The sequence below is a fragment of the Brachybacterium sp. HMSC06H03 genome (assembly GCF_001807385.1).
Taxonomy (GTDB): domain Bacteria; phylum Actinomycetota; class Actinomycetes; order Actinomycetales; family Dermabacteraceae; genus Brachybacterium; species Brachybacterium conglomeratum.
Map to the genome: position 1 here is coordinate 1 of NZ_KV788634.1, position 5,443 is coordinate 5,443.

At 74.4% G+C, this 5,443-nt stretch carries 4 protein-coding genes and 1 pseudogene; all 5 read right to left on the reverse strand.

The genetic code is table 11. From position 1 onward, the window contains the following. Window positions 1-524: pseudogene (locus tag HMPREF3159_RS00220) on the reverse strand (peptide chain release factor N(5)-glutamine methyltransferase); the annotation flags it as partial. Continuing rightward, on the reverse strand, window positions 521-1,657 hold the full coding sequence (gene prfA, locus HMPREF3159_RS00225) for a peptide chain release factor 1 (protein WP_070499020.1): 1,137 nt from the start codon (window positions 1,655-1,657) through the stop codon (window positions 521-523). The pseudogene HMPREF3159_RS00220 and the gene prfA, both read right to left, overlap by 4 nt. A gap of 143 nt (window positions 1,658-1,800) precedes the next feature. Next, window positions 1,801-2,013, reverse strand: coding sequence for a 50S ribosomal protein L31 (rpmE, locus tag HMPREF3159_RS00230; protein WP_010549604.1), 213 nt, complete (start codon window positions 2,011-2,013; stop codon window positions 1,801-1,803). Window positions 2,014-2,205: 192 nt separating this feature from the next. Continuing rightward, window positions 2,206-3,186, reverse strand: a complete 981-nt coding sequence (locus HMPREF3159_RS00235; protein ID WP_070499021.1) for a LacI family DNA-binding transcriptional regulator — start codon at window positions 3,184-3,186, stop codon at window positions 2,206-2,208. Further along, complete coding sequence (locus HMPREF3159_RS00240; RefSeq protein ID WP_070499022.1) at window positions 3,183-5,201, reverse strand: aldo/keto reductase; 2,019 nt, start codon at window positions 5,199-5,201, stop codon at window positions 3,183-3,185. Before HMPREF3159_RS00240 ends, HMPREF3159_RS00235 begins: the two co-directional genes overlap by 4 nt. Window positions 5,202-5,443 lie beyond the last annotated feature (242 nt).

Below are 5,443 nucleotides of genomic sequence, written 5' to 3' on the forward strand. Positions count from 1 at the left end.
GGACGGTCATCCGCGGGCGATGGTTCGTCGAGCACGGCCGCGCCGAGCGCGCCGCTGCCGGTGCAGAGGTCCACGATCTGCTCGAGCGGCCCGCTCGCGTGCTCGCGCAGCAGGTCCAGGGCGAGCTCCGTCTCCGGACGCGGGATGAACACGCCGGGGCGCACCCGCAGCTCGAGGCGGCGGAACGGGGCGCTGCCGAGGATCAGCTGCAGCGGCTCGCGCGCCTCGCGCCGTGCGGTCGCGGCCTCGAGGCGCGCGTCGAAGTCCTCCGGGAGCTCGTCGAGCAGGACGAGCGGCCGGTCCGTGCGTGCGGCGTGGGCGATCAGCGCCCGGGCGTCGACGCTCGGCGAGGGGACGCCCGCCGCGCCGAGGCGCGCGGTGGTCCCGGCGAGGGCGGCGCGCAGGCGGAGGCGCGTCCGTCCTCCGGGGGTCCCTCCCCCGGGAGCCTCTCCACCCGGTGTCGGGCCGCCGGAGCTCCCGCCGTCGGGCCGGGTCTGCTCGGCACCCTCCGCCGTGCCGTTCATGCCGGGTCCTCCGTGCCCTCGCGGGCCGCCTCGGCCAGCCGGGCCTCGCGCTCGGCGCGGCGGGAGGAGTCGATCAGCTCGCCGAGGTCGCCGGCGAGGACCTGCGCGAGGTTGTTCGCCTTGTAGCCGGTGCGGTGGTCGGCGACCCGCGACTCGGGGAAGTTGTAGGTGCGGATCCGCTCGCTGCGGTCGACGGTGCGCACCTGGGAGCGGCGCGCGGCGGAGGAGGCCGCCTCCTGCTCGGCGCGGCGCGCGTCCAGCAGCCGGGTGCGCAGGATCCGCAGGGCCTGCTCGCGGTTCTGCAGCTGGCTCTTCTGGTCCTGGCAGGAGACCACCAGTCCCGTGGGCACGTGCGTGATCCGCACGGCGGAGTCGGTGGTGTTCACGCTCTGGCCGCCGGGGCCGGAGGAGCGGAAGACGTCGATGCGCAGGTTCGCGGGCGCCATCGCCTCGGCCAGCAGCTCGGACTCGTCGGCCTCGTCCGCCTCGGGCAGCACCAGCACGCCGACGGCGGAGGTGTGGATGCGGCCCTGGGACTCGGTGACCGGGACCCGCTGGACGCGGTGCACCCCGGCCTCGTGCTTGAGGTGTGCGTAGACGCCCTCTCCCGGTGCGCCGGCGCCGCGGGCGGCGATCGCGACGGTGACGTCCTTCAGGCCGCCGAGCTCGGTCTCCGAGGAGGTCAGCACCTCGGTGCGCCAGCCGCGGGCCTCCGCGAAGGAGCGATACATCCGAAGCATCTCGGCGGCGAACAGCGCGGACTCCTCGCCGCCCGCGCCCGCCTTGATCTCCAGGATCACGTCGCGGGAGTCATCGGGGTCACGGGGGGCGAGCAGGTCCTCGAGGTGCGCGCGCTCGGCCTGGAGGCGCTCGGCGAGCCGTTCGGTCTCGGCGGCGAGCTCCTCGTCGTCCTCCCCCAGCGCGGCGAGCTCACGGGCGGTGGCGAGGTCATCGGCCGTGGAGGACACTCGGCCCGCGGCCTCGAGGATCCCCTCGAGCTCCGCATAGCGCCGGCCGACGCGACGGGCCCGGACCGGGTCGTCGTGCAGCGTCGGGTCCGCCATCGACTCCTGCAGGGAGGCGTGCTCCCGCCGCAGGGTGGCCAGTCGGTCGCCGTCCTCGTGCTCGCTCATCCGTGCTCTTCCCCGGTTCCTGCAGATCCCGCCTGCACGCGACGACGCCGGTGCACGCCCTGGGGCGCGCACCGGCGTCGGAGACCTGCTGTGCGTGGATCAGGCCGCGCAGGCGACCGTGACCCTCGCCGCTGACACTCCGGTCAGGAGTTCTTCTTGCCGTAGCGGGCCTGGAAGCGGGCGACGCGGCCGCCGGTGTCCAGGATCTTCTGCTTGCCGGTGTAGAAGGGGTGGCACGCGGAGCAGACCTCGGTGCTGATGGCGCCGTCGGTCTTGGTGCTGCGGGTGGTGAACGTGTTGCCGCAGGTGCAGGTCACCTGGGTCTCGACGTATGCGGGGTGGATGTCAGCCTTCATGTCTCTCCTTGCTCGGGGTCGCTGGGTCGGTGCCCGGCGGGCGCCGTGAACCAGAACCGCCGTCACAGTCTGCCACGCCGGGGCGGGGCGGGGCGAGGGCTCGCGGTGCGGCGTGCGCAACATCGCAGCAGCCGGGGGCGGATGCGCCCGTCGGGCGCGGGGCCCCGCCCTGCGGTCCCGCCCGCGGGGCGCTCAGGTCGACTCGCGCACCACGAGCCGGTAGTCGACCCGGCGGTGGGCCTCCTCGCCCCGCAGCGGCACGGTCCCCTCGAGCATCCCGGCGACCAGCTCGACGGCCTCCCGGGCGACGCGGTCGATGTCCAGGGCGAGCGTGGTCAGCTCCGGGGAGACCAGCGTCGAGATCTCGAGGCCGTCCACCCCGGTCACGCGCACCCGGGAGGGTACCTCGATGCCGGAGCGGCGCAGGGCGCGCAGCATCCGCACGGCGAGCTCGTCGTTGAAGGCGACCAGCGCGTCGGTGCCCCCGGCGAGGAGCTCCGGCAGCGCCTCCTCGTGCCCCTCGTGGGGGTGGACGGTGCGCACGGGCACCTCCCCGCCCGGGGCGAGGCCGGACAGGGCGCCGACGAGGGCGCGGGTGCGCTCGTCGGTCTCCTTCGTACCGTGGTCGAGCACGACGGGGCGCCGCACGCCCCGCTCCCGCAGGTGCTCGGCGAGGTCCGCCATCGCCTCCGTGCGCGGCAGCTCGAGCACGCCGGCCTGGTCGATCTGCTCGGGCGTGCCGTCGACCTGCACTATCGGCATGCCGCCGCCGCGGATCCCGGCGGTCGCCACGCCGTAGCCGACCAGCGCGTCCACGCGACGCGAGAGGTCCGCGGCGACCTTCTCGGGCTGCGGGGCGTCGTCCGCCTCGGCCAGGACGACGTTCCAGCCGTGCGGGGCGCAGGCGCGCACCACGGCCGCACCGAGCTCCGCGTAGTAGGTGTTCGAGAGCCGGCCGACGACGAGGCCGAGCGTCGTCGGTCCCTGCTCGACCAGTCCCCGCCCGAAGCGGGAGGGGCGGTAGTTCAGCTCCTTCGCGGCGGCGAGCACACGCTCGCGGGTCTCGCCGCTGATGCCGGGCATGTCGTTCAGCGCCCGCGAGACCGTCTGCCGCGAGACCCCGACGCGGGCGGCGACGTCGATGATCGTCGCCCGCCGGCCCGGCCTGCTCATCGGGACGGGGAGCGCAGGTCGAGCCAGGCCATCTCCTGGGCGCTGAGCTGGACGCCGAGTCCGAGGGTCGAGGAGCGCATCTCGCCGATGCTGCGCGGCCCGAACAGGGCGAAGGTCGGGAACTGCTGGTGCAGCACGAAGGCGAGCGCGATCGCGGTGGCGGGCACGCCGCGCTCGGCGCCGAGCTCCTCCGCGCGGGCGAGGCGCTCGAAGTTCTCGTCGCTGTAGTAGCAGCGCACGAGCTCGGCGTCCGAGCGGTCCTCGGGGTGGGCGCGGCCGGTGAAGAAGCCCCTGGCCTGGGAGGACCAGGGCAGGAGGGCGATGCCCCGCTCCTCGAGCCAGGCCTTGGAGTCCGGATCGGTGGCGTGCTCGCAGCCCGCCCACGGCACGTCCAGCGCCTCGGCGAGGCCGAAGTGGTTGGAGAGGATGGTGAAGCCCGTGCGGCCGTTGGCCTTCGCGTAGGCGTTGGCCTCGTCGACCCGCTCCGGGGTCCAGTTCGAGCCGCCGTAGGCGCGGATCCGGCCCGCGCGCAGGTGCTCGTCCATGACGTCCACGAACTCGCCGACGGGGATGTCGGTGTTGTCGCGGTGCATCATGTACAGGTCCGCGTAGTCGGTGCCCTGCCGCTCGAGGGACTCCTCGAGCTGGCGGGTGATCGACTCGGGATCGCAGTACGGGGTGTGCGCGCCCTTGGTGATCATCACGACGTCCTCGCGCACGCCGCGATTGCGGATCCACTGCCCCACGAGCTTCTCGATGTACCCGCCGCCGTAGATAAAGGCGGTGTCGAAGGTGGTGCCGCCCATCTCGAAGAAGGCGTCGAACATCGCCGAGGCGTGGGCGAGGTTCATCTGGTTGTCGCAGCCCATCACGAGGCGGGAGACCTGCTTGTCCACGCCCGGGATGCTGCCGTAGGCCATGGGCACACCGGCGCCGGTGGGCACGCTGCCGGCCTGCAGCGGCCGGCCGGTGAGGGTGGGGATGTCGGCGGTGTCGGCCTCGAAGGGGAAGCGCAGCGAGAGCTCCTCGCGCCAGGCGTCCAGGGCCCGGGCCTGGCCGAGCGAGTTCTCGGCGGTGAGCTCGGGGACCTCACCGCCCTCGCGGGCCGCGCGGACGAGCGCATCGGCCTCCAGCGCGTAGGCGGAGGCGCGGGGGATCTCGAGCCGGCGCGGCTCCTCCCCCACCACATCGAGCTCGATCACCTGCTCCTCGCCGAGGCCCCAAGGGTCCGACAGGCGGATCACGCCGCGGGAGCCGGTGATCGTCGCGGACTGCGGATCGGCCAGGCGCACGCCGGTGCGCAGGGAGGCGGTCGCGCCGCCGGGGAAGCTCAGCTCGGCGACGGCCCATTCGTCGACCCCGGTCTCCCCGATCGTGCCGCGGCCGGTGAGCGAGGCGGGCTCGAGGGAGGGACGGCCCGCGGCGGCGCCGGCCACGAAGCGGGCGAGCGAGAGCGGGTAGCAGCCCACGTCGAGGATCCCGCCGCCGGCGGTGGCGGTGTCGAAGAGGCGGCCGCTGCGGGAGCCGGTGTCGAAGGCGAAGGAGGCGTCGACGTGGACGAGCTCGCCGATTGCGCCCTCGGCCACGAGCTCGAGGACCCTCACGGTCTGGGGGTGGAAGCGGTACATGTACGCCTCGAGCAGCACCTTCCCGCAGCGGGCGGCGAGGTCGAGCAGCGCCATGGTGGTGCCGGAGTTCGGGGTCAGCGGCTTCTCGACGAGCACGTGCTTGCCGGCCTCGAGGGCGGCGGCGGCGAGACGGGCGTGGCCGGTGTGCACGGTGGAGACGTAGACGGCGTCGACCTCGTCGCTGGCGAGGACCTGCTCGTAGTCGCCCACGAGCGCGGGCCCTTCGAGCGGGAACTCCTCCGCGAAGGCGCGGGCCCGCTCGGGCGAGCTGCTGCCGACGGCGACGAGAACGCCCTCGGCCGAGTCGGGCAGCTGGGAGGCGAAGCGGCGGGCGATCGCCCCGGGGCCGAGGACGGCCCAGCGGAACGGGGTGGAGGAGGTGCTCATGGGTGCGGGATCCTTCGATGGGGGCGGGCGTCGTCGGCCGTGGACGCTCGGCGACGCGACCTGGAGGGCCCGCTCGTCGTGAACGTTCACCATCCCTTACGGTAGCCGCTCCGACGACCGGTCACAAGCGCTTCCCCGGAGCTCGCCGGATCGGATGCGCCCGTCCCCGCCGGGACGGCGCGCCCCGGAACGACGGCTCACGCACGGACGGGCCGGGACCGCTGCGCAGGGCAGCGGTCCCG

Excerpts from the sequence above, each read along its gene's own strand:
- HMPREF3159_RS00240 (WP_070499022.1), bottom strand. The coding sequence starts at position 5,201 with ATGAGCACCTCCTCCACCCCGTTCCGCTGGGCCGTCCTCGGCCCCGGG.
- rpmE (WP_010549604.1), bottom strand. The coding sequence starts at position 2,013 with ATGAAGGCTGACATCCACCCCGCATACGTCGAGACCCAGGTGACCTGC.
- HMPREF3159_RS00235 (WP_070499021.1), bottom strand. The coding sequence starts at position 3,186 with ATGAGCAGGCCGGGCCGGCGGGCGACGATCATCGACGTCGCCGCCCGC.
- prfA (WP_070499020.1), bottom strand. The coding sequence starts at position 1,657 with ATGAGCGAGCACGAGGACGGCGACCGACTGGCCACCCTGCGGCGGGAG.